Annotated in this window: 19 protein-coding genes; 8 read left to right on the forward strand and 11 right to left on the reverse strand. The window is 59.0% G+C overall.

The features are described from left to right. Positions 1 to 159: 159 nt before the first annotated feature. Both M0412_RS16205 and M0412_RS16210 read left to right on the forward strand, forming a co-directional pair. The gene (locus tag M0412_RS16205) at positions 160 to 1,701 is read left to right on the forward strand and encodes a sugar ABC transporter ATP-binding protein (protein WP_269699383.1); all 1,542 of its coding nucleotides are present in this window, start codon (positions 160 to 162) and stop codon (positions 1,699 to 1,701) included. Between the two features lie 32 nt (positions 1,702 to 1,733). After that, on the forward strand, positions 1,734 to 2,765 hold the full coding sequence (locus M0412_RS16210; protein ID WP_142842649.1) for an ABC transporter permease: 1,032 nt from the start codon (positions 1,734 to 1,736) through the stop codon (positions 2,763 to 2,765). 118 nt (positions 2,766 to 2,883) lie between these two features. On the opposite strand, the gene M0412_RS16215 is transcribed toward M0412_RS16210, so the two are convergent. Beyond that, positions 2,884 to 3,639 carry a gamma-glutamyl-gamma-aminobutyrate hydrolase family protein gene (locus M0412_RS16215; RefSeq protein ID WP_269699384.1) on the reverse strand — a complete coding sequence of 252 codons (756 nt, stop codon included), beginning with the start codon at positions 3,637 to 3,639 and terminating at the stop codon, positions 2,884 to 2,886. A gap of 292 nt (positions 3,640 to 3,931) precedes the next feature. Between M0412_RS16215 and M0412_RS16220 the strand changes: the two genes are divergently transcribed. Beyond that, positions 3,932 to 5,026, forward strand: coding sequence for a TRAP transporter substrate-binding protein (locus M0412_RS16220; RefSeq protein ID WP_269699385.1), 1,095 nt, complete (start codon positions 3,932 to 3,934; stop codon positions 5,024 to 5,026). A 390-nt stretch (positions 5,027 to 5,416) separates the two neighbouring features. Here the strand turns inward: M0412_RS16220 and M0412_RS16225 are convergent, their stop codons facing one another. Further along, on the reverse strand, positions 5,417 to 6,886 hold the full coding sequence (locus tag M0412_RS16225) for a TRAP transporter large permease subunit (RefSeq protein WP_269699386.1): 1,470 nt from the start codon (positions 6,884 to 6,886) through the stop codon (positions 5,417 to 5,419). A gap of 32 nt (positions 6,887 to 6,918) precedes the next feature. After that, positions 6,919 to 7,458: a TRAP transporter small permease subunit gene (locus tag M0412_RS16230; protein ID WP_269699387.1), complete on the reverse strand. Its 540-nt coding sequence runs from the start codon at positions 7,456 to 7,458 to the stop codon at positions 6,919 to 6,921. A 414-nt stretch (positions 7,459 to 7,872) separates the two neighbouring features. On the opposite strand from M0412_RS16230, the gene M0412_RS16235 reads away from it, so the two are divergent. Further along, the gene (locus tag M0412_RS16235) at positions 7,873 to 8,097 is read left to right on the forward strand and encodes an aa3-type cytochrome c oxidase subunit IV (RefSeq protein ID WP_161991423.1); all 225 of its coding nucleotides are present in this window, start codon (positions 7,873 to 7,875) and stop codon (positions 8,095 to 8,097) included. Positions 8,098 to 8,165: 68 nt separating this feature from the next. Further along, a complete protein-coding gene (locus M0412_RS16240; protein ID WP_269699388.1) occupies positions 8,166 to 8,699 on the forward strand; it encodes a hypothetical protein in 534 nt (177 codons plus the stop codon). A gap of 49 nt (positions 8,700 to 8,748) precedes the next feature. On the opposite strand, the gene M0412_RS16245 is transcribed toward M0412_RS16240, so the two are convergent. Then, on the reverse strand, positions 8,749 to 10,002 hold the full coding sequence (locus tag M0412_RS16245; protein WP_142842656.1) for an FAD-binding oxidoreductase: 1,254 nt from the start codon (positions 10,000 to 10,002) through the stop codon (positions 8,749 to 8,751). 329 nt (positions 10,003 to 10,331) lie between these two features. Here M0412_RS16245 and M0412_RS16250 point away from each other — a divergent pair, with 329 nt between their 5' ends. Continuing rightward, positions 10,332 to 12,068 carry a PAS domain-containing methyl-accepting chemotaxis protein gene (locus M0412_RS16250; protein WP_142842657.1) on the forward strand — a complete coding sequence of 579 codons (1,737 nt, stop codon included), beginning with the start codon at positions 10,332 to 10,334 and terminating at the stop codon, positions 12,066 to 12,068. A gap of 82 nt (positions 12,069 to 12,150) precedes the next feature. On the opposite strand, the gene M0412_RS16255 is transcribed toward M0412_RS16250, so the two are convergent. The 7 genes from M0412_RS16255 to M0412_RS16285 all read right to left on the reverse strand — a co-directional run bounded on the left by M0412_RS16255 (position 12,151) and on the right by M0412_RS16285 (position 20,883). Continuing rightward, a complete protein-coding gene (locus M0412_RS16255) occupies positions 12,151 to 13,461 on the reverse strand; it encodes an LLM class flavin-dependent oxidoreductase (protein ID WP_142842658.1) in 1,311 nt (436 codons plus the stop codon). 26 nt (positions 13,462 to 13,487) lie between these two features. Beyond that, positions 13,488 to 14,834 (reverse strand): MmgE/PrpD family protein, encoded by a 1,347-nt coding sequence (locus M0412_RS16260; protein ID WP_142842659.1) that lies wholly within the window; start codon positions 14,832 to 14,834, stop codon positions 13,488 to 13,490. A 4-nt stretch (positions 14,835 to 14,838) separates the two neighbouring features. After that, a complete protein-coding gene (locus M0412_RS16265) occupies positions 14,839 to 15,636 on the reverse strand; it encodes an amino acid ABC transporter ATP-binding protein (protein ID WP_142842660.1) in 798 nt (265 codons plus the stop codon). A gap of 12 nt (positions 15,637 to 15,648) precedes the next feature. Then, positions 15,649 to 16,431, reverse strand: coding sequence for an amino acid ABC transporter permease (locus M0412_RS16270; RefSeq protein ID WP_142842661.1), 783 nt, complete (start codon positions 16,429 to 16,431; stop codon positions 15,649 to 15,651). Further along, positions 16,428 to 17,171, reverse strand: coding sequence for an amino acid ABC transporter permease (locus M0412_RS16275; RefSeq protein ID WP_142842662.1), 744 nt, complete (start codon positions 17,169 to 17,171; stop codon positions 16,428 to 16,430). Before M0412_RS16275 ends, M0412_RS16270 begins: the two co-directional genes overlap by 4 nt. A 192-nt stretch (positions 17,172 to 17,363) precedes the next feature. Further along, complete coding sequence (locus M0412_RS16280; protein WP_142842663.1) at positions 17,364 to 18,203, reverse strand: transporter substrate-binding domain-containing protein; 840 nt, start codon at positions 18,201 to 18,203, stop codon at positions 17,364 to 17,366. A gap of 391 nt (positions 18,204 to 18,594) precedes the next feature. Continuing rightward, positions 18,595 to 20,883 (reverse strand): NADP-dependent malic enzyme, encoded by a 2,289-nt coding sequence (locus tag M0412_RS16285; RefSeq protein WP_142842664.1) that lies wholly within the window; start codon positions 20,881 to 20,883, stop codon positions 18,595 to 18,597. A 458-nt stretch (positions 20,884 to 21,341) separates the two neighbouring features. Between M0412_RS16285 and M0412_RS16290 the strand changes: the two genes are divergently transcribed. Next, positions 21,342 to 22,772, forward strand: coding sequence for a mannose-1-phosphate guanylyltransferase/mannose-6-phosphate isomerase (locus tag M0412_RS16290; RefSeq protein WP_142842665.1), 1,431 nt, complete (start codon positions 21,342 to 21,344; stop codon positions 22,770 to 22,772). A gap of 270 nt (positions 22,773 to 23,042) precedes the next feature. Beyond that, entirely contained in the window at positions 23,043 to 24,275 is a 1,233-nt protein-coding gene (locus M0412_RS16295; RefSeq protein ID WP_142842666.1) for an ABC transporter substrate-binding protein, read from the forward strand. The last annotated feature ends 79 nt before the right edge of the window (positions 24,276 to 24,354 follow it).

Consider the following 24,354-nt stretch of genomic DNA (forward strand, 5'->3'; position numbering starts at 1 on the left):
AGCCTGCGGGCTGATGCATAGAATATAATTTCATTGAATTCAAAGTGTTACAGCGCCCATGCCTGTCTTCGGTGACACGGCGCTGTAAGCCTCCCCGGAGGAAGGCCGCGATTTCGCAGGCCAATTTTCCGGTCATTTTTGTCTATTGTGGAGGGTGAGATGGTCGTCAGTCCATCGACAATGGCCGCCGTGCGCGCCAGCGGCGCCGTGCCGAATGCAGAATTTCTTCTGGCAGCGGACGGTATACGCAAGGAATTTCCCGGCGTCGTGGCGCTTGATGATGTGTCGTTCCACCTCAAGCGCGGCACCGTGCATGCGCTGATGGGCGAGAACGGCGCCGGCAAATCGACGCTGATGAAGATTCTCGCTGGTATCTATCAGCCGGACATTGGTGAAATCCGCCTTAAAGGTGCTCCGATACGCCTCGATTCCCCACTCGACGCGCTCGAAAACGGCATTGCCATGATCCATCAGGAACTCAACCTGATGGCCTATATGACGGTGGCCGAAAACATCTGGATTCGCCGGGAGCCGAAAAACCGGTTTGGTTTCATCGACCATGGCGAAATGTATCGTCGCACGGAGACGCTGCTGGAAAGGCTCGGTATCGACCTCGATCCGGAAACGCGCGTCGGCGAGCTGTCGGTTGCGAGCCGTCAGATGGTCGAGATCGCCAAGGCGGTTTCTTACGATTCCGACGTTCTGATCATGGATGAGCCGACATCGGCGCTGACGGAACGAGAGGTCGAGCATCTCTTCCGCATTATCCGCGACCTCAGGGAGCGTGGCATCGGCATCGTCTACATCACCCACAAGATGAACGAGCTGTTCGAGATCGCTGACGAGTTTTCCGTCTTTCGCGACGGTAAATATATCGGTACCCATGCTTCCACCGATGTGACGCGCGATGACATCATCCGCATGATGGTGGGCCGCGAAATCACGCAGATGTTCCCGAAGGAAGAGGTTCCGATCGGCGATGTGGTGCTGTCGGTCAAGAACCTGACGCTTGATGGCGTGTTCCATGATGTGTCGTTCGATGTTCGCGCCGGCGAAATTTTAGGCGTTGCGGGTCTTGTCGGCTCGGGACGCTCCAATGTTGCCGAGACGGTGTTCGGTGTTACGCCGGCCTCCTCGGGTACCGTTGCGATCGACGGTAAACAGGTTGCGATCGACAGCCCGACCGAGGCAATTCGCCACCGCATGGCGTTCCTGACCGAGGACCGCAAGGATACGGGATGTCTGCTGATCCTCAATATTCTGGAGAACATGCAGATCGCCGTCCTGCAGGACAAATATGTCGTCAATGGCTTCGTGCAGGAAAACGCCCTTTCGGACGCCTGCGAAGAGATGTGCCGCAAGCTGCGGGTCAAGACGCCTCATCTGTACGAGCGTATCGAAAACCTGTCCGGCGGTAACCAGCAGAAGGTGCTGATCGGCCGCTGGATGCTGACCAAGCCGCGCATCCTCATTCTGGATGAACCGACGCGCGGCATCGATGTCGGGGCCAAGGCGGAGATTCACAAGCTGGTTTGCGAGATGGCGCGTCAAGGCGTCGCCGTCATCATGATTTCCTCCGAAATGCCGGAGGTTCTGGGTATGAGCGACCGTGTCATGGTCATGCATGAGGGTCGGGTGACGGGTTTCCTTGACAGAAGTGAAGCCACGCAGGTGAAGGTGATGGATCTCGCATCGCGGTGAGGCGCGCCGGGATTTCTCGAGGAGGAACAACTATGAATACGAACGCCACCGCCAACGCAGAGTTGGATGCAAAATCCGGACGCAAGCCGCACAGGCGCATACCGCCGGAAGCCAATATCTTTTTCGTGCTGATCGGCATCGCGCTGGTCTATGAAATTCTCGGCTGGATTTTCATCGGCCAGAGCTTCCTGATGAACCAGCAGCGCCTGACGATCATGATCCTGCAGGTGTCGGTGATCGGCATCATCGCCGTTGGCGTGACGCAGGTCATCATTACCGGCGGCATCGACCTGTCTTCCGGTTCGGTTGTCGGTCTGACGGCGATGTTGTCTGCCAGTGTGGCGCAATCCTCCACCTGGCCGCGGGCGCTTTATCCGGGCCTCACCGACCTGCCATTCTTCATACCGCTTGCTGTCGGCATCTTGGCCGGGGCTTTGGCCGGGTTCATCAACGGGCAGCTTATCGCGCGAACGAAAATCCCGCCCTTCATCGCAACACTCGGCATGATGGTGACGGCGCGCGGTCTTTCCAAGTGGTACACCAAGGGTCAGCCGATCTCCGGCCTGACCGATGGCTTCAACTTCATCGGTACGGGCATCTGGCCGGTCGTCGTTTTCCTCGTCGTCGCCATCATCTTCCACATCGCGCTGCGTTACACGCGTTATGGCAAGTTCACCTATGCGATCGGCGCTAACCAGCAGGCGGCACGCGTTTCCGGTATCAATATCGAGGCGCATTTGATCAAGGTCTATGCCATTGCCGGCATGCTGGCCGGTCTTGCCGGTGTCGTCACCGCAGCCCGTGCACAGACGGCGCAGGCCGGCATGGGCGTGATGTATGAACTCGACGCCATTGCCGCAGCCGTTATCGGCGGCACATCGCTTGCCGGCGGCGCTGGACGCATCACCGGAACGGTCATCGGCACCATCATTCTCGGCGTCATGACATCCGGCTTCACGTTCCTCAGGGTTGATGCCTATTACCAGGAGATCGTCAAAGGCCTGATCATCGTCGCTGCCGTCGTCGCCGACGTCTACCGACAGAAGAAACGCGCAAAGCGCTAAGCACTCCTCCTCCCGGACTTGGGGCAGGCTTTCGGGCTTGCCCCTTTTTTTGCGCTAGCGTCGGAGATGCGGCTTGCCTTGAAGGGCCGGGGCGACCCTTGAAGGGAAGGGCCGATTTTTACGCCTTGCTGTTTCGGTATTCGTGAACAGCCTTGCCGAAGGCCTCGAACAGGGCGCGCGACGGCGCATCCGTCTCGGCCCAATATTCCGGATGCCATTGCACGCCGACCGCAAAGCCCTTGGCGTCGATGACGGAAACGGCTTCGATGGTGCCATCAGCCGCCGTGGCTTCGACCTGCAGGCGCGGCGCGGTTTCGGCAATTGCCTGGCGGTGCAGCGAATTGATCTGGATTTCACCCGACATGCCAAGATGCTGCGCAATGCACGAACCTTCGCGCACCTGCACCGGCTGGCGAATGGCGAAGGCCACGTCGCGGTCGTCATGTTCCGGCTTGCGGTGATCCCACACGCCGGGCTGTTCCTGAATTTCCGAAGCAAGCGTGCCGCCAAGCGCGACATTCAATTCCTGAATACCGCGACAGATCGCCAGCATCGGAATGCCGCGTTCGATGGCGCGGCGGATGAGCGGCAGGCTGGTCGCGTCACGAGCGGGATCGAAGGGACCATCGCTTTCCCGTGCTTCCTTTCCGTAAAGGGCAGGGTGAACATTGGTTGCCGAGCCGGAGACGAGCAGGCCGTCCACCCGGTCCAGAATGGCGTCGACCTCGTTACCGTCCTCGAAGGCCGGAACGATGAAGGACATGACACCGGCGACCTTCAGAGCTGCGGAAAGATACTGGTTCTGCGCGGCGTGCCAGTCGGCTCCGGTGAAATGCCTGATGTCGGCGGGAACTGCAATGATGGGTTTTGGCATGGTTGCTCCGGGGCGAATCTTCGAAATTTGTGCGACTGCCGGTGAACCAAGTCAAGCAGGTGTTTTGCGTTTTGCCGGTAGTGGATGCGCCTAAAGTATAAGGCGCCGCGAGGATATTTCAGTTGCAAATAAAATACGAAGGAGACTTTCCGAAAAGGCCGGTTTTCCGCGATTAATTCTTGGGGCGGGTGCTTGTCAGCCGGGCGGTAACCGTGCTTACTTTGCTGCGATGCCTGAACAGCAAAGAGGGGAATTCAAGCTGCGGGCAGCGTTCATATCTGGGAGGATATAGATGGATCGCCGTTCCTTTATGAAAAAAGGTGCGCTTGCGGGAGCCGCTACGGCTCTGGCCGCGCCCGCCATTGCACAGCAAAATACCAAGATTAACTGGCGCCTGACGTCGTCGTTTCCGAAATCGCTCGACACGATCTATGGCGGCGCCGAGGACATAGCCAAACACGTTGCCGCGGCAACGGATGGCAATTTCACCATCCAGCCCTTTGCTGCCGGTGAAATTGTGCCCGGCCTGCAGGCGGCCGATGCCGTGTCGTCAGGCACGGTGGAAATGTGCCACACCTGCTCCTATTATTACGTCGGCAAGGACCCGACCTTCGCCATCGGCACGGCGATACCCTTCGGCCTGAATGCCCGCCTGACCAATTCCTGGTTCTACGAAGGCAACGGCAACAAGCTGCTCAACGAGTTTTACGCCAAGCACAATCTTTACGGCATGATCTCAGGCAATACCGGCGCCCAGATGGGCGGCTGGTTCCGCAAGGAAATCAATACCGTTGAGGATTTCAAGGGCGTGAAGATGCGTATTGCCGGTCTCGCCGGCAAGGTGGTGGAAAAGCTTGGCGTCGTGCCGCAGCAGATCGCCGGCGGTGACATCTACCCGGCGCTGGAAAAAGGCACCATCGATGCCGCCGAATGGGTCGGCCCTTACGACGACCACAAGCTCGGCTTCCAGAAGGTGGCGAAATATTACTATTATCCGGCTTTCTGGGAAGGCGGCCCTGTCATCCACTCCTTCGTCAATCTGGACAAGTGGAACAGCCTGCCGAAGAACTACCAGACGGCGCTGCAGGATGCCTGCGCCTTCGCCAACACTAGCATGATGGCGAAATACGACGCCAAGAACCCCATCGCCATCAAGCAGCTGGTTTCGGAAGGTGCCGTATTGCGGCCGTTCAGCCAGGAAATCCTCGAGGCCTGCTACAAATCGGCACTGGAAGTCTACGCCAATATTTCGGCCACCAATCCAGACTTCAAGAAGATCTACGAGGACCAGGTCGCGTTCAAGCGCGAAGGTTACCTGTGGATGCAGCTTGCGGAATACACCTTTGATACGTTCATGATGATCCAGCAACGTAACGGTAAGCTCTGATTATTCAGTGACGGCGGCGGACCTGGCAAAGGCCCCGGAAACTTCGGTTTCCGGGGTTTTTGTTTGCGTGTCGGCCTTCATGCGCCCGACAAGAAAGGGTGATTTACGATCAAGGCTGTTGGGCGCAAAAGCAGCAGGCTCCGGGGCCAGCCGGAGTGTCGGCGAGGATTGGCCACGCCGACCTCGGCAAAGGCCTTGCTCTCAACTGTGGAGGTGATGTGATGTGGAAACCACTGAGCATTACGCTTTGGTTTAGGAAGAACCGGACGGGCTGGTCTGTCTCCGTCCGGTTCAATTTTCTAAGCAGATAAGCAAAGGGAAGGCGGGGCTGGAACCCTGTCTTCCACTCCGCAACTATAAGCGTTTCGCCAAATCCTTACAAGGCGGCTCTCACGGCCCGATCTTCGGCGGTTCACCGAGGTTCGGCATGCCGGGCAATCCACCCGGCTGACCGAAATTGGGCATTGTGTTGCCGCCCTGATTACCAAAGGCGGGGATTTCGATCTTGATGGAGTTCAGATCCACATCGGGCGCCTTGTCGAGCCAGTAGGTGACGGATTCCGGCCAGAAGATCACGATGGCGACGAGGATAAGCTGCATGCCGAGCCAAGGGATGGCGCCCATGTAGATATCCGATGTCTTGACCGAGCGCGGCGCGATGGAGCGCAGATAAAACAGGGCAAAACCGAAGGGCGGATGCATGAAGCTCGTCTGCATGTTGATGCAGATCAGCACGCCGAACCAGATCAGGTCGATACCGAGCGACTGGGCGATCGGCGCCAGCATCGGAATGACGATGAAGGCGATCTCGAAGAAATCGAGGAAGAAGGCGAGGAAGAAGATGAAGATATTGACGAAGATCAGGAAGCCGATGGGGCCGCCTGGAATGCCCGACAGCATATGCTCGATCCACAGCGAGCCGTCCATGCCCTGAAAGACAAGGGAAAAGCAGGTGGCGCCGACGAGAATGAACACCACCATCGAGGTGATGTGCATGGTCGAATGCATGCCCTGTTTGACGAGATCCCAGGTAAGGCGGCGGTGGGCGGCGGCGAGCGCCATGGCGCCGACGACGCCGAGCGCACCGGCCTCCGTCGGGGTGGCAAGGCCGAGGAAGATGGTGCCGAGCACGAGGAAGATCAGCACGATGGAGGGGATCATGCCCGCCAGCACGCGGAACACCAGCGCCCGGTTGAGCTCGCCACGTGCTTCCGGCGGCAGCGCCGGCAAATCCTTCGGCCGCAACATCGACATCACGAAGATGAAGAGCATGAAGATTGCCACCTGCAGGATCGATGGGCCGATTGCGCCAAGATACATGTCACCGACAGACTTGCCGAGCTGGTCGGCGAGAACGATGAGGACGAGGGACGGCGGGATGACCTGCGTGATCGTGCCCGATGCGGCGATGACGCCGGTGGCAAGCCGCGGATTATAACCGTATTTCAGCATGATGGGCAGCGAGATGACGCCCATGGTGATGACGGAGGCGGCAACCGTGCCGGTGATTGCGCCGAGGATCGCGCCAACGATGATGACGGCATAGGCGAGACCACCGGGAATGGCGCCGAACAGCTTGCCGGTTCCCTCAAGCAGATCCTCCGCCAGTCCGCATCGCTCGAGGATTGCGCCCATGAAGGTGAAGAAGGGGATGGCGAGCAGAAGATCGTTGGAGACGATGCCGAAAATGCGCAACGGCAAGGCCTGCAGAAAGGCCGGAGAAAAATGCTCGGTGAAGATGCCGATGACACCGAAGACGAGGCCGACAGTGGCAAGTGAGAAGGCAACCGGAAATCCGTAAAGCATGAAGATGATCATGCCGAGGAACATCAGAGGTGGAAGAATACCATATTCAAACATGGGAAATATCCTGAAGGTTCAGATCGGCGCGATCATTGCAGGGGCTTTTCATACTTCGTATCGAGCGCATAAAGCCCGTTGAGGGCGCCTATGCGCTTGATGAGTTCTGAAAACCCCTGAAGAACCAGCAGGGCGAAACCGGCGAAGATGACGAGTTTCACGGGCCAGCGGATGAGGCCGCCGGCATTGGAGGACATTTCGCCCTGATGCCAGGAGAGCGTGAACATGGGCCAGGACAGCCAGGCCAGATAAAAGCAGCCGGGCAGCAGGAACAGCACGATGCCGATAATATCCACCCAGATGCGGTTGCGCGGCGAAATCGCCCCATAGATGATGTCGACACGTACATGCTCGTTCATGCGCAGCGTATAGGATGCGCCGATCAGCACGATGAAGGCGAACATGTACCACTGGATTTCCAGCCAGCCGTTCGAACTGTAATTGAAGGCATAACGAACCATGGCGTTGCCGGCGCTGACAATGCAGCAGATGAGCACCAGGTAACCGGCGACCTTGCCCAGAGCTTCGCTCGCAAGGTCTATCAAAGCACTTATTTTTAAAAGCGATTTCATGACTTTCCCCTCTTCCCTTGCCGGGCCCTTTGCGGGTTATGGCGAAGAAGAAAGCCGGGAACTTCCTCGGGGCGGCCGCGCTTCCACGTCTGTCCGCTCCTGCAAATTCCAGATTCCTCCCCACGGAATCCGTGTATGGGCAGGCTGCTTGAAAAGCAACCAAAACCGCCACAAAACGGTCCAAATAACGCCTCTATTCGACTATTGGCGTAGGACCATTGTTTAATTGCCGGTGCTGTTCTGTTTGTCCCGCATCGTCCTGGCGACGCGATGTTCTTTCACAGAGAACGCATTGCGCTTTTCGACGACTTCATGTTACCTCTGGCTACGGAGAGTCCGGCATGAGCCCGTAATCATACGCGGGAGAAATCGTCTTTTACGACGGCATGACGGATGGAGCAAAGGGGAAGCGGAATGAGCGAACACCACACGGGTCCGGTCGAAGTTGGCGCCGAGATGAATTACGTCGAGCACGAAAAGACCTATAACGGCTTTCTGGCTTTGACGAAATACGGCACCATGCTCCTGTGCGTGCTGATGCTGGCCATGGTCGCTGGTTTCTTCACCTCTGCGGGTTTTCTTGGTGGTCTTATCGTATTTCTGGTGCTTTCGGCCGCAGGCTTCATTCTGCTGCGCTGAACGATCTCCTTCGCGAGTGGTTTCCCGGTGCGGAAACCGGGCGACGCCGGACATCGGAAAGGCTAGTCATGAAGCGCCTGTTATCCTGCCTGATCCTGTTTGCGGCGCTTTCGCAGCCCGTTCTGTCGCGGGATCTTTTACCGTCTGAGCAAGACAGGCTGCATACGCAGATTGAACGGTTCAGCGCCGCCTTGAACGGGCAGGATTTCGACACCGTCGGCAAGACGGTGCCGCCCAAAATCTTCGAGTTTATCGCAAGCGATGCGGGCGTGACCGTCGAACAATTGCGCAGCGCCCTGACGACGCAGATGCAGATGGCGCTCGCGGCGGTCAAGATAACCGAATTTACCATGGATAAAGGGGCGATCAGCGTTGAGCAGACGCCTGATGGAAGGCCCTATGCGCTCATTCCGACAAAGACGGTGATGGAAACCGGCGGCCAGACGATCGAGGCGAAATCCCATACACTCGCCTTGATGGATGGCACGGACTGGTATCTGCTACGCGTGAGCGATCAGCAGCAGGTTACGATCCTGCGAAAAGTCTATCCGTCCTTCGCTACGGTGGAATTCCCTGATGATTCCATGCAGCCGGTAAAATAACCCGCATATTGCTGTCAGGCCGCTTCAAGGCGGGCTTCGCGTTCTTCCCTTACGAAAAACGCCCCGGTCGGAAAGGATCGACCGAAATCGCGGTCTCCTCGCCGTTTGCCAGCTGGGTCACGAGGCGGGCCGTGGCTGCTGATTGCGTCAGTCCCAGATGGCCATGGCCAAAGGCGTAGATGACTGAGGGCGTGGTACGCGCTGTGCTGATGACGGGAAGACAGTCCGGCATTGACGGACGGAAACCCATCCATTGCGTTCCGCCTTCCACCTTGAGACCGGGCAGGAAACGCCCCGCCTTTTTCAGCATCGCTTCCGACCGCTTGAAATTCGGCTCCAGCTCCAGTCCGCCAAGCTCGACCGCACCGCCGACGCGGATGCCTGAAGACAGCGGTGTCACGACAAAGCCGTGATCGTTGAAATAGAGCTGGCGCGTCAGGTTGAAGGCACCGGCGGGCAGGGTGGTGTTGTAACCGCGCTCGGTTTCCAGCGGCACGATATTGCCAAGCGTCGCGGCAAGTTTCTTCGACCAGGCGCCGCAGGCGATTACCACCCTGTCGGCATCGATCTTGTCGCCATTTTCGAGGGTGACGATCGTGCTTTCGCCAACGGCGTCGATGCGTTCCGCCTCACCCTTGCGCAGGCTTGCGCCCCGGGCAATCACCAGATCGAAAATGGCGCGGGTGAAATCAAGGGGGTCGGAGACCTGCAGGCCATCTGGGGAGAACATGGCGTGGCGGAACTGCGGGGCAAGGCCCGGCTGCAGCTCGTCTATCTCACTGCGGCCGACACGCTCAAAGGAGAACCCGGCGCGTTGTTTTTCTTCCCAGCCCCTCGCCGCAGCATTCAAGCTTGCTTCTGTGTCATAAAGATCGAGTGTACCGGTTTTCGAAACGAGGGACGAAAGCTCCGGCATGGCGGCGACATGCGCCATTTCACTGGCTGCCAGCCGGTTGATCTCGCTCAGTACCCTCAGCCCATGACGAAAGTTGCGCTCGGCGCTGGCACGCCAGAAACGCCAGAGCCAGGGGGCGATCTTTGCGGCATAGGCTGGTGGCACGCTGAGCGGGCCGAGCGGATCGAAAAGCCATCGCGGCGCTTTTTTCATGATACCGGGAGAGGGAATGGGGATGATTTCCGGAAAGGCCAGAATGCCGGCATTGCCGGAACTTGCACCGCCGGCAACTTCGCCACGTTCGAGAAGCACAACCTCTCGTCCGGCATTTTGCAGGTAAAGCGCCGCCATGGAACCGATAATGCCGGTGCCGATCACCAGCACGTCGCATTTCAGGGTTTTGGTCATTAGCGCTCCTGCAACACAAATCTTTCAGGCCCGCCATAACAATGAATGCGGTTTCAATGAAAGGCCGCATTGCGCCGCAGCCGCAGAAATATCAGCACTGTGGCAAATAAGCGGTCCACATCTGGGGGATGCCGCATGCCGGAGGGGTTCGGGCCTTTCGGTTTTTTAGCGACAGATTAGACCTGTGAGACGATGGTTATAGCTCATCATTAATCGCTATTTAACGGTGTCGAGCTAGTTTGCGTGCGGGCAGACCGATCAGTTTCATCTCTTGTCTAATTCAGGGTTGAGGAGGTCCGCAAACTGATCATTGTTGGGGGTTCGAAAGCATGTCTCATTTTTCTAAATTTGGTTTGGATGCATCTGCGGTGCTGGAAGCCCTGAACCGCTCACAGGCCATCATCGAGTTTGATCTGACCGGCAAGGTGCTCAAAGCGAACGATAATTTTTGCAAGGCCATCGGCTATAGCCAAAACGAGATCGTCGGGCTCCATCACCGCACATTCCTTTCCGCCGAAGATGCAGCGTCTGCGTCATACAAGACCTTCTGGGAAAAACTGGCCCGCGGCGAGCATGACAAGGGTCAATATCGTCGGCGTGCGAAAAGCGGTGCGGATATCTGGATCGAAGCCTCCTACAATCCGGTCTTCCGTTTCGGCAAACCCTACAAGGTCGTCAAGATCGCAACCGACATTACGGCCATCAAGCGCCAGAGCGCCGATGATAACGGCAAGCTCGCGGCGCTCTCCCGTGCCCAGGCCATGATCGAATTTTCGCCCGATGGAACGATCCTCAGCGCCAACGAAAATTTCCTCGAAGCGATGGGATATCAGGCGCAGGAGATCATCGGCAAGAACCACTCGATGTTCTGCGAACCCTCATATGCCGGGTCGATGGAATACCGCACCTTCTGGGAAGACCTGCGAACCGGCCGTTTCTCCACCGGCCAGTTCATGCGGCTTGGCAAGGATGGCAAACGCATCTTCATCCAGGCTTCGTACAACCCGATCCTCGATGATCGGGGACAGGTCTTCAAGGTTGCCAAATTCGCCTTCGACGTGTCGGACCGGGTGCATGCCGTGGAAGAGCTCGGCGCGGCGCTGGAGCGGCTTTCCCAATGCAACATCCGCGTCACGCTGGACAAGCCGTTCGTCGGCGAGTTCGAAGGGCTGCGGCGGGACTTCAACAAGTCCATCGCGGAATTCCAGAAAACGCTGGAGAATGTTCTCGGCCAGACCGGCGACCTGACCCGCAGCAGCCAGGAAGTCAGCGAAGCCTCCGTCAATCTCGCAGAACGCTCCCGCGAGCAGGCGGTGGCGCTGGAAGAGACCTCAGCGGCGCTTGAAGAGATAACCGCGACGGTTCGCTCCTCCACCGAGAACATGAAGGAAACGCGCAAACTCGTGCAGAGCGCGCGGACATCCACGGTGGCCTCCACGGAAGTGGTCGAACGGACGGTGGATGCCATGCAGCGCATCGAGACGGCATCGCGGGAAATCAGCCAGATCATCGGTGTTATCGATGAAATCGCTTTCCAGACCAACCTTCTGGCACTGAATGCCGGTGTTGAAGCAGCACGTGCAGGTGAGGCAGGCAAGGGTTTTGCCGTGGTGGCACAGGAAGTGCGCGAACTTGCACAACGTTCCGCCAATGCCGCCAAGGAAATCAAGGCGCTCATCAACAATTCCGGCAGCGAGGTTCTGGAAGGCGTCAGGCTGGTCGGCGAAACCGGTGAGGCGCTGAAGCAGATCGACGCGCTGGTCAGGCACATCGACGGCAATGTCGAGATGATTTCAAAGGCGGCCGACGAACAGGCCGTTGGCATCAGCGAAATCAACAAGGCGGTCAACCGGCTCGACCGGATGACGCAGGAAAATGCCGCGATGAGCGCGCGCACCACCGCAATCAGTGCCACGCTGGCTCAGGGTGCCGATGTGCTTGCGCAGCTTGTCAGCCTGTTCAAACTGAACCGTCGTAACATTCAGCGTGAAGACGGATCGTCCGTCCGGTCGGAATTTTCAAATGCCGGCCGGCGCGATCAACAATCAGGACGCGCTGCCGCGTGACAGGGCGGGGCTTCTGCCCGCCCTGACTTATCGATGAAATCTGGTGATGCGGGTGCCTTTGGTCAAAGGCATCCGCACGCCGTTATGTCCGCAATACCGGACGATCAATGCCGAGATGGTCACGCAGCGTCGTGCCCTCGTAATCCCTGCGGAACAGGCCGCGCTCCTGCAAAAGCGGCACGACCTCGCGGTTGAACTCTTCCAGCCCGCCGGGGAAGAAGGGCGGCATGACGTTGAAGCCATCGGCCGCACCATTTTCAAACCATTGCTGCATGCGGTCGGCCACATCTTTTGCCGTACCCATGACAATGTGGTGGCCGCGACCGGCGGCGACACGCAAAGCCAGTTCGCGGATCGTCAGCTTTTCACGGCGCGCCAGCTCTGTCAGAAGTTCGGCGCGGCTGCGCAGCTGGTCGGAGATCGGTAGGTCCGGCAGCGGACCATCGAGATCGTAATCTGCAAGGCTGTGGCCGATGCGTTCTTCAAGCAGCGGCATGGCGCTCTTGATGTCCGTCCAGCGGTTCAGTTCCTTCAGCTTTTCACCGGCCTCTTCGAAGCTGCTGCCGATGATCGGCATGAAGCCCGGCATCACGGCCACACTTGCCGGATTGCGGCCGAATTTCTCCACGCGGGCTTTAAGGCTCGTATAAAAGGCCTGCGCTTCGGAAATCGCCTGCTGGGCGGTGAAGACGATATCGGCGGTGCGGGCGGCGAGATCCTGCCCCGGCCCGGAAGAGCCGGCCTGTATGAGAACCGGGTGGCCCTGCGGCGAGCGTGGAATATTGAGCGGCCCCTTGACCGTGAAATATTTGCCCTCATGATTGAGGATATGGACCTTTTCCGGATCGACGTAACGGCCCGCCTGCTTGTCCTTGACGAAGGCGTCGTCATCCCAGCTGTCCCACAGCCCGCGAACGACATTCACATATTCTTCCGCCACCGCATAACGTTCGTCATGCTCGGGGTGGTCCTTGGAAAAATTGGCCGCCGTGCGGGCATAGGATGTGGTGACGATGTTCCACGCCGCGCGGCCGTGGCTGAGATGATCGATGGAAGCGAAGGCGCGGGCGGTGTGATAGGGCTCGCCATAGGTGGTGGAGGCGGTGGCGGCCAGCCCGATCTTGTCTGTCACCATGGCAAGGGCGGCAAGCAGGGTCAGCGGCTCGAAGCGGGCAATCATGGAAGGATGCGCGTCAACGCCGCTGGTCAGTCCGTCGGCCAGAAAAACCATGTCGAACTTCGCTGCTTCCGCCATTTTCGTGACGCGAGTGAGCAGGTCAAAATTCTCGCTGCCAGCCTCCGCATCGGGGTGACGCCAGCCGGAAACGTGGTGCCCGGCGCCCTGCAGGAAAAGGCCGAGATGCATCTGTCTTTTGCGGGTCGTATTGGTCATGGGGTCATGCCTTCATGTCGGTCGTGTTATATTTCAGTTGCCAGAAGCGTTTCGAGCTTCCTGAGATCGGCTGCGGTTTTCATGGAACGCACCAGTGCCGGAATTTCGGCGAATTTCTCATTGCCGCCGGTGGCATCGGCGAATTTCTCCGTCGGATCGTCGATACCGGGCAGGCCGTCGATGCGGCGTGACAGCAATGTTCCGTCTTTCTTTGTCACATCGATGACCACGAAACGGGTGGTCGGATCGGGGGACAGGCGGCGGGCTGTTTCATCATGCCGGCGCGAGACTTTTGCCGAAAGTGTAAGCAGGTCGGCACGAACAGGGCGCTCGTCGAAATGGCCAATCCCGAGTGCTCCATCGGCAAGCGCTGCGGCAAAAACATATTCGGGGCTGAAGCGCGCATCGATGCCGGTAGCGGGCGTGGCGGTGCCGACAAGGGCGGCATCTCCGCCCGGCGGGAAGGTGATGATAACAGTTTCGATCTCGTCCGGCGTCAGATCATGCGCGTTACGCAGTGCCAGCGCGCCGACGGCGACGGGGTGGGCGGCGGTGCAGCAGGGAAAGGCTTTGAGCGTCAAGCCAGGCGAGACGATCTGCCAGGGCGCGCCCCAGCCAGACAGGACCCGTTTGGGTTGCTCTGCACCAAAGGCGAAGGCGGAATAAAAGCCGATGGGGTTTTCCAGAAAATCCGGTGCGCCCTGAAACCCTGAGCGTGCCAGCCGCGCGGCGGTGAGGCCGGCGCGGGTGGCAAGCCCGGCATGCAGCGGCTTGGCATCGAACCCGAATTGCAGACGCAGCCCGGCCGATTGCGTGGCGGCAAGGCCAAGTGCGACCGCTGTGGTCTGCGGATCGAATTTCAGAAGATGGGCGATGGCAGCGGCAGCGCCGATAGGGCCGAGCGTGGCGGTGGCGTGGAAGCCGTTTTCGTAATGTTTGGTGCCAAGCGACAAGCCAATCCGCGCCATCGTCTCCAGCCCGACAATATAGGCGGCGATAAAGGCGTCCGCCGTCGAATTTTCCTCGACCGCAACGGCCAGAAGTGCGGGAATGATGGCGACGGTGGGGTGGCCGCGCACGCTGCCATGCACATCATCATAATCAAGCACATGGCCGGCATGGCCGTTGATGAGGGCGGCGGTAAAGACGTCTGTGCGCAGGTCATGGCCGATGATGCCGGCCGTGCCTTGCGTGCCTGTCGTGAAGGTATCGATCAGAATTTTCGTGCTTCTGTCGGCAGCACCGCCCAGTACGCAGGCGAAAAAATCGATCAACGCCGTGCGGGCAATCGTCACCGCCTCATCGTCGCGCAGCGGATCAGACGCGGCGATGGCTTCGGCCAGTTGAAGGGTGAGTTTTTCTTCGGTGGCCATGGTGTCAGATCCCCTCGCCATCATTGAGCCGTGCCGCCTGTCCTCCCAGACCCTTGACGAAGGCGTTGATGCGCGGATTGGTCGACTTGTAGAAGATATGATCAGGCGTGCCCTGGTCAACGATCAGGCCGTTTTCGGTGAACACGATCTTGTCGCTGATTTCCTCGGCAAAGCGCATTTCATGGGTCACGAGAATGCTGGTCATGCCGTCATTGACGAGATCGCGGATGACGGCGAGCACCTCGCCCACGGTTTCCGGGTCCAGCGCCGAGGTGACCTCATCAAACAGCACCAGTTCCGGTCGCATGGCAAGAGCGCGGGCAATCGCCACGCGTTGCTGCTGGCCGCCGGAAAGCTGGCCGGGATAGGCATCGACCTTCTGGGAAAGGCGGACCTTTTCCAGCAGTTCGCGAGCATGACGCTCGGCTTCAGCCTTCGGTGTGCCGAGGATTTTGATCGGCGCGATGGTGATGTTTTCCATGACGGTCAGATGCGGGAAGAGGTTGAACTGCTGGAAGACGATGCCGATACGCTTGCGCAGTGCGATGCGCTCGGCCTCGGTCTTCAGCTGGTCTACCCGGGTGCCACCAACGGTGATCTTGCCGGATTGCGGGATGAGCAGGCCGTTGATGCAGCGCAGGATAGTGGACTTGCCGGAGCCGGAAGGGCCGATGATGGAAACGGCGTCGCCCTTGTTGACCGTGAGGTCGATGCCTTTCAGGACCTGGTTGTCGCCGAAGGAGAGATGAATTCCTTCGAGTTCGACAAGCGCTTGGGCGGTTTGTGGTGCGGGTGCGGACATGGCTTGTTCCAATCAGCGGGAAGCGAAGCGCCGCTCGAGGCGCTGCGTGAAACGGGAGACGGGATAGCAGAACAGGAAGAACGCCATCAGAACGGTGAGATAGACCACGACGGTGAAATCGTTGCGCTGCACGGCGGTGCTGGCGTCTGTTGCGGCATGCAGCAACTCATGCACGCCGACCAGTGAGGCAAGCGCCGTGCCCATGGTGATCGAGGCATAAAGGTTCATCCATGGCGGCAGCGAACGTTTCACGCATTGCGGCAGGATGATCCAGCGCAGGGTCTGATTGCGTGAAAAACCAAGACCCTGGGCGGCTTCCCATTGCGCGGTGGGGATGGACTGGATGGCGCCGCGGGTGATTTCGGCAATATGAGCGCTGGCCGGAATGGCAAGCCCGACCACGGCCTTGATCCAGTCCGGAAACGGAATGTAATTGCCGAAGGCGACGATCTCGAAGGGGAAGATGTAGGTCGCGGCAAAGATCAGCACCAGATGCGGGGCGTTGCGGAAGATCTGCACATAGGTGAGCGCCGGTGCGCGCACGAGGCGATAGGGCGCAAGCTCCATGATGCCGAGCAGGACGCCGATGAACGTGCCGATGGCGATCGCAAGGATGCTGATCAGCACGTTCATGGCGAAACCCTTGGCCAGATAGGGCAGCCATTGCAGCAGCACCTGACCGAGCGACGGATCGAGGATCAGCCACAGAATGACTGATATCAGCACGCCGAGCAGCAGAATGGTGCCGAAGGGCAGCTTTTTTGCCGCCCGCGTTTGAGAAACCACCGCGCTCATTGACCGAACCCCGGAACCGCAAGGCGCCGCTCAAGCCAGAGACCGGCCCTTGCGACGATGAAATTGATGACGCTGAAGAAAAGGAGGATAACGAGCATCAGCTCGACCACATTGTCGCGCTGCGTCCAGATCAGGATCGAGGCATAGGTGATTTCACCGACCGCAATTGCCGAACCGACCGTGGTGAGCTTCACCAGATTGACGAGATTATTGATGATCGAGGGCAGCGCCGTGCGGATCGCCAGCGGAAACTCCACATAGCGTAAAATCTCGAAGGAGCTGAAACCGATCGCGCGCGCCGCTTCGATGGTGGTGGCTGGAACCGCTTCGATGCCGCCGCGCAAGGCCTCCGCATGGAAGGCGGCGATATGCAGGCCGGTGATGGCGACGACCCAGAAGAATGGCGTCAGCGGGTTGTTCTGCGCGCCGCCCAGCACGTTGGAAATCAGCATGTTAAGCACGAGGAAACCGCACATCAGCTGCACCAGCGTCGGCGTGTTGCGCGTCAGTTCCACATAGGCGCGCACCGGGCCGGCGAGCCAGACTTTGCCTGATGTCAGCATGGCCGCGAAAATGAAGCCGAAGATGAGGCTGAGCGGCAAAGTGACGGCGACGAGGATGAGCGTCATCTTCATGCCGTCAAGCCAGATCTGAACCTCGTAACCGCTGTTCAGAAAATCATAGTTGAGGCCGAGATGCGCGGCGAGTTCAATGAAGCGCGCTGTAAATGAATCCTGCATCGGAAATCCATGCTGTTATCGCGGAACCGCCCGGCGGGCGGCGCCAGAATGGCCTGCCTTGTTATAAAGCAGAAAAGAACGGCAGGCGAAACCGGCCGTTCCTGATGGTCATGGGAAATCACTCCGCGTGTTCGGCATCATCCTCACCCTGCGGTGACGAGAGGCATGAAACGGAGAGACCCTGCGTCGGTCTTATTGCGCGGCGGAAAGCTTCTTCTGCTGCTCTTCCATGTAGCCGATGCTTGGCAGGCGGTTCGCCTTGGCGAATTCGATCATCTTGCCGGAAGCGTGCAGCTCCTTGACGATCTTGTCCAGAGCGGCCTGCGTGTCAGCCTCACCCTTGCGCAGCCAGATCACGGAATCGGAAGGGATGAGGTCGGTGGGAATAAGAATGCCGTAATCCTTCCACTCGTCGGCGCGGTCCTGCAGCATCAGGCTCAGCGTGCCGTTGACGTGAACGGAAACATCGCAATTGCCGCCCTTCAGCGCCAGCAGCGATTCCGGCTGGCTCGGCAGCGCCTTAACCTGCGCGCCATACTGCTCGATCAGCGGCTGGGTGTAGTTGGAGCCCTGCGATACGCAGGCAATCTTGCCCTTCAGATCCGACCAGTCCTTGATGCCACTGTCCTTGCGGCCGATGGCGGCGCCACCCTGGCGGTCATACGGGGTCTGCACGTAATCGAGGGTTTTGGCGCGTTCTTCGGTGTACTGCATGTTGGCGATGAGAATGTCGACCTTGCCCTGCTGCAGGAACTGTACGCGGTTGGGCGGGGTAACGGTTTCGGTGACCAACTCGACGCCGAGGCCGGCAGCCAGCGCCTTGGCGACATCGATGTTGAGGCCCTTCTGCTCCTGCGTCTTCGGATCGATGAAGCCGAAAGGCGCACCAGAGAGGATGACACCGACGGTGAGCTTGCCGCGACCCTTGATACGGTCAAGCGTTGCATCCGCATGGGCGGCAGTGGCCATCGAAGCGATGACGACGGTTCCGGCAATGAGTTTTGCGGCAAATCTGGAAAAAGAGAGGGCCATGGGTATTTCCTTTTGATTGTAGGTGGAAACTACATGAGGCACCCGCCAAGAGCGAGAATTGGCATTGCGCAAAAAATACTATGAATAAAATCGTGTTCCAATAAAGCTTTGAGGGCGAAAAAATATCCTAATAATTTAAAATCGTAGAATCCTGTTCTTTGTCTGCGTCTGCCGTAAGGCGCGCAGGACAATCCGGACACCGTTTGTCGACCGAATGGCCAATGGGAAAACGAACGAATGCCGCCTATTTCTTCTCCCCGAGGGGGAGAAGGTCGCGGCAGCGGGATGAGGGGGCAAGGGTCGTGAGATACGGCAACGTTGCCCCCCTCATCCGACCCTTCGGGCCACCTTCTCCCCGGCGGGGAGAAGAAACAAGTGGCACGCCCTGTGCTTATCTCCCGGCGTTATAAGCCGCGATCGCGGCCATGTTGACGATATCGCTGTCCTTCGCACCCATCGAGGTGATCTGCACCGACTTGTCGAGGCCGACGAGAAGCGGGCCGATGACGGTTGCGCCGCCCAGTTCCTGCAGCATCTTGGTGGAGATGGAGGCGGAATGGATGGCCGGCATGACCAGAACGTTGGCCGGGCCGGAAAGGCGGGCGAAGGGATATTGGCTCTGCATGCGATGATGGTTCAGCGCCACATCGGCCGACATCTCGCCGTCGACCTCGAAATTGACGTTGCGCCGGTCGAGGATTTTCACCGCCTCGCGCACCTTGTCGGAACGCTCGCCGGTCGGCTGGCCGAAGGTGGAATAGGCAAGCATGGCGACACGCGGTTCGTAACCGAAACGGCGGGCGAGGCCGGCTGCCTCTTCGGCGATATCAGCCAGGTCTTCGGCCGACGGCATGTCGTGTACGGCGGTATCGGCGACGAATACGGTGCGGTTGCGCGAGACAACCAGCGAAACGCCGATGACGCGATGGCCGGGCTTGGTGTTGATGCAGCGGCGGATATCCTCGAGCGCCGTCGAATAGTTACGGGTAACGCCGGTGACCACGGCGTCCGCATCGCCCATCGCCACCATGCAGGCGGCGAAGTGGTTACGGTCATTGTGGATCAGGCGCTGCACGTCGCGCAGCAGGAAGCCGCCGCGTTGCAGCCGCGCATAGAGATAATCGACATAGGCATCGACGCGGCTGGAGAGGCGGGCATTGGTGATCTCGATATTGGCGCGGTCGAGATCGATGCCGGCACGTTCGGCATTGGCCTTGATGATATCGTCGCGGCCGAGCAGGATGGCGGTGCCAAGACCTTGAGCGGTGAACGAAATCGCCGCGCGCATGACCTGTTCTTCTTCCGCTTCGGCAAAGACCACGCGCTTTGGCGAGCGGCGCACGCGCTCGTAAAGACGCTGCGTCGTCGAGGCCATCGGGTCGCGGCGGGCGGAAAGCTCGCGGGCATAGGCGTCGAGATCAGGCAGTTCGCGCTGGGCGACGCCGGTCTCGATGGCGGCTTTCGCCACGGCCACCGGAATGGCCGAGATCAGACGCGGATCGAAGGGAACGGGAATGATATATTGCGGCCCGAAACGCGGGCGGTTGCCCTGATAGGCGGCGGCCACATCGTCAGGCACGTCTTCACGGGCGAGATCGGCCAGCGCCTGCGCGGCGGCGATCTTCATCGCGTCGTTGATCTGGCGGGCGCGCACATCGAGCGCGCCGCGGAAGATGTAGGGGAAGCCGAGGACATTGTTGACCTGGTTCGGATAATCCGAACGGCCGGTCGCCATGATGGCGTCGTCGCGGATGCGTGAAACTTCTTCCGGTGTGATTTCCGGGTCCGGATTGGCCATGGCGAAGATGATCGGCTTCGGCGCCATGGAGCGGATCATGTCTTCGCTGAAAGCGCCCTTCTGCGACAGGCCGAAGACCACATCCGCACCCTTCATGGCTTCCGCCAGCGTGCGATCATTGGTTTTTACCGCATGGGCGGATTTCCACTGGTTCATGCCTTCGGTGCGGCCCTGATAGATCACGCCCTTGGTATCACAAAGCGTGATGTTTTCCGGGTTGAAGCCCATGGCCTTGATAAGGTCCATGCAGGCGATGGCAGCAGCGCCCGCGCCATTGCAGACCAGTTTCGTCGTCTTGAAATCGCGGCCGGTCAGCTCAATGGCGTTGATGAGACCGGCGGCGGCGATGATGGCGGTGCCGTGCTGGTCGTCATGGAAAACGGGAATATCCATCAGCTCGCGCAGGCGGCTTTCGATGATGAAACATTCCGGCGCCTTGATGTCTTCCAGATTGATGCCGCCGAAGGATGGGCCGAGGTAACGCACGCAATTGATGAATTCATCCGCATCTTCGGTATCGACCTCGAGGTCGATGGAATCGACATCGGCGAAGCGCTTGAAGAGGACCGATTTGCCTTCCATGACCGGCTTGGAGGCGAGCGCGCCGAGATTGCCGAGACCGAGGATCGCGGTGCCGTTGGAGATGACCGCCACCATGTTGCCACGTGTCGTATAATCGTAAGCCGTTGCCGGATTTTCGGCGATGGCTTTCACCGGAACAGCCACGCCCGGCGAATAGGCGAGCGACAGATCCCGCTGCGTCGCCATCGGCTTGGTCGGGGTGATTTCCAGTTTCCCCGGTCTGCCCTCAGAGTGGAAATCCAGGGCTTCCTGATCCGTAACCGATGTTCTGGTGCTGGCGGTTTTTGGCGTATCGGACATGGGCTGTGTGCGCTTTCCTGTCGTTATCAGTATAAAAATATTCGTTGTTGTTATGGTATTTTTTGCACGCCTGCCAAGCCTTGAATGTTGTTCAGTGCAGCAAATTTAAGCGTGATGAAATTTGCGGCCGATTCAATCGATTAAGTCAATATTCTTCGCCTGGCGCGGGGTCGGCAGGTTCGGTGGATCAGTGCTCCCGCTGCCGAAGGGGGTTCCCATTTTCCGCGATATTTTCGTGCCGCATCGGATGGAACCTCACAAGCGACCTTGCGTTAGCGGAGGAACCCGCAGGCAATATACATGCCCTCCAGCTGCCCTTGCCATCTATTCACCAAGCTTTCACAGGGCGAATTTATGAGCTTGCGCTTGTGTGCCCGTGAACCGATGATGGCAGCATTGGCAAATATGTATATTGTCCGGCGCGCCGGGAAATTTTTTAGAGTTGGAAAGGTTTTATTGTGAAGGAACACTCTCGAAAGATCACGCCGGTTCTTCTTGCTGGCGGTGCTGGTTCGCGGCTCTGGCCTGTTTCGCGTGACCAGCTGCCCAAGCAGTTCCAGCCGTTGGTCGGCAATCTTTCGACCTATCAACAGACGTTGATGCGGGTGGGCGACAAGGGGCTTTATGCCGAGCCGCTGGTGATCACCAATGAGGATTTCCGTTTCTTCGCCCGCCGTCAGGCCGAAGAGATCGACCTGCCGGCAACGGTGGTGCTGGAGCCTGCCCGCCGCGACAGCGCCGCCGCCATGGCCGCAGCCGCCGTTCTGGCCGAGCGCCGTGAGCCAGGATGCCTGGTACTGGCGCTTGCCGCCGACCATGTGGTGCTTGATGCCGACAAGTTTTCCGACGCCGTGAAACTCGGCGCAAAAGCCGCCGATCAGGGCAATATCGTCGTCTTCGGTCTGGTGCCGACCGAGCCGCGCACTTCCTATGGTTATATCAAGCCGGGTGAGGCGATCGACGGTGAGGCCGATCTCAGCGCCGTCGATGCCTTCGTGGAAAAACCTGACATGAAGACGGCGATTTCCTATCTGGAAAAAGGGTATCTCTGGAACTCCGGCAACTTCCTGTTCCGCTCCGACGTGATGATCGCCGAACTCACGGCCTTCGCGCCGGAGATTCTTTCGGCAGTGACGCAGGCGGTCGAGCAATATGAAAGCGACCTTGGCTTTGTTCGCTTGCATCAGGAAAGCTTCGAGGCTTCGCCGAAAAACTCCATCGATTATGCGGTGATTGAAAAAACCAAACGCATGGCGGTGGTGCATGGCCATTTCCGCTGGTCGGATATCGGCAGCTGGGACGCGATCTGGGAGATTGCCGACAAGCACGGCAATGACAATGCGCTCGAGGGCGATGGCGTGTTCATCGATTCCGAGGGCTGCCTCATTCACTCCACGCAATTGCTGACGACAGTGGTGGGCGCCAAGGATCTGGTGGTGGTGGCCACCAAGGATGCGGTTCTGGTGGTGCCGAAAAACCGGGTGCAGGATGTGAAAGGGCTGGTGGAGACGCTGAAGGACGGCGACCATGCGCCGCAGACGCAGACGCACAAACGCGTTTATCGTCCCTGGGGTTATATCGAACACATGTATGTGGACGAGCGCTACCGGGTCGGTCATATCACGGTCGATCCCGGCCACCGCATCTCGTTCCAGAAACATTATCACCGTTCGGAACACTGGATCGTCGTCAAGGGAACGGCGACGGTGACGATTGGCGAAGAAACGAAGCTGCTGACGGAAAACCAGTCGGTTTATATCCCGATCGGCCAGCCGCACCGGCTTGCCAATGAGGGGCAGATCCCGCTTGAACTGGTTGAAATCCAGACTGGAGCCTATATCGGCGAGGATGATGTCATCCGCATCGAGGATGATTACAAGCGGCAATAATATCGCCGGCCGTATGAAATCCGTATGATCGAAGGCGAGTCGGACTGCTGTCCGGCTCGCCTTTTCCCGTTCACGATGCCAGTGCGGTTACGCAATGGGCAAAGGCATGGGAAAACATCGCCGCCTCCAGTCCCCGGCGCCGGCCCGCACGGTTTCCCGGCCTGTAAAAGCCCCGAAATGACCCTGAATAGATTCGTATTTTAGGCGGTTGCCTAATCAAAAATCTTCGCATACGTTCCAACTGCAACGTTTCAGTGAGGGAGGAGACTCATGCGAATGCGTGTTATTTCTGCGGCCTTTTTGGCCAGTGTCATGATTCCGGCGGGCATGGCCGGGGCCACCGATCTTGAGGTGACCCATTGGTGGACATCGGGCGGCGAAGCCGCAGCGGTGGCCGAGCTTGCCAAGGCTTTCGACGCCACCGGCAATAAATGGGTGGATGGCGCAATTGCCGGTTCGGGCGGGACGGCCCGTCCGATCATGATCAGCCGCATCACCGGCGGTGACCCGATGGGCGCCACCCAGTTCAACCACGGCCGGCAGGCGGAAGAGCTGGTGCAGGCCGGCCTGATGCGCGACCTTTCCGATGTTGCCGAAAAGGGCAATTGGAAAGAGGTCATCAAGCCCGCAAGCCTGCTCGATAGCTGCACCATTGATGGCAAGATCTATTGCGCACCGGTCAACATTCATTCCTGGCAATGGCTGTGGCTTTCCAACGAAGCCTTCAAGAAGGCGGGCGTCGAAGTTCCGAAGAACTGGACGGAATTTGTTGCAGCCGCGCCGGCGCTGAAAAAGGCCGGCATCCAGCCGCTCGCGCTCGGTGGGCAGGCATGGCAGGCCAACGGCCTGTTCGACACGCTGACGCTTTCGATTGGCGGCAAGGATCTCTACCAGAAAGTCTATGGCGACAAGGATGCCGAAGCGGCAGCCGGACCTGATATGGCAAAGATTTTTGCGGCGGCCGTCGAGGCGCGTGACATGGCCAAGGGCACCAATGTTCAGGACTGGAACCAGGCGACCAACCTGGTCATAACCGGCAAGGCTGGCGGCCAGATCATGGGTGACTGGGCACAGGGTGAATTCCAGCTGGCCAATCAGAAGGCCGGGACGGATTATTCCTGCCTGCCGGGTCTTGGTCTCAATGACTATATCACCACCGGTGGTGACGCCTTTTATTTCCCGGTCCTGAAGGACGAGGCGAAAACCAAGGCGCAGGACGTGCTGGCTGAAACCATCGTCGATCCGAAAACGCAGGTCGCCTTCAACCTGAAGAAAGGCTCGCTGCCGATCCGTGGCGACGTCGATCTCAACGCCGCCAATGACTGCATGAAGAAGGGTCTGGCAATTCTGGCCAAGGGCAATGCGCTCACCAGCACCGACCAGCTGATTTCTGCCGATACGCAGAAACAGAAGGAAGACCTGATGGCCGAATTCTTCGCTGGCTCGATGTCGGCGGCAGATGGCCAGAAGCGCTTCGCGGACCTCATCGGTTCCGCTGACTGATTGTGATCTCTCCGGGTTGGGGAGCGGTTCGCCGCTCCCCGCTCCAACGTCCGGTCCGTGCGATAATCACCAGTGCGGG

The sequence above is a fragment of the Agrobacterium sp. O3.4 genome (genome assembly GCF_041414895.1).
GTDB lineage: Bacteria > Pseudomonadota > Alphaproteobacteria > Rhizobiales > Rhizobiaceae > Agrobacterium > Agrobacterium cucumeris.